We start from the raw sequence: 218 nt of genomic DNA, 5'->3' as shown, positions 1-218 counted from the left end.
AAGGAAACCTTCATTGGCTGCGTATAAAACTACACCCATCTCAGCAACACTTTGTGGAGCGTACTGCTTCTGTTTCATTAACTCTGTAACACGCTGACCATGCTCAAGCTGCTTACGAGTCGCCTCATCAAGATCCGAAGCGAACTGAGCAAATGCTGCAAGTTCACGATACTGAGCAAGCGCTAGACGCACACTACCACCAAGCTTTTTGATGATCT

General features: G+C 46.8%; 1 pseudogene. It reads right to left on the bottom strand.

What is annotated here, in order from left to right:
- A pseudogene (locus A3751_RS03005) lies at positions 1–218 on the bottom strand (F0F1 ATP synthase subunit alpha); the annotation flags it as partial.

Source organism: Oleiphilus sp. HI0080, assembly GCF_001635135.1.
The sequence above is the reverse complement of the archived record's forward strand: the minus strand, read 5'-3'. Positions and strand labels throughout refer to the sequence as shown.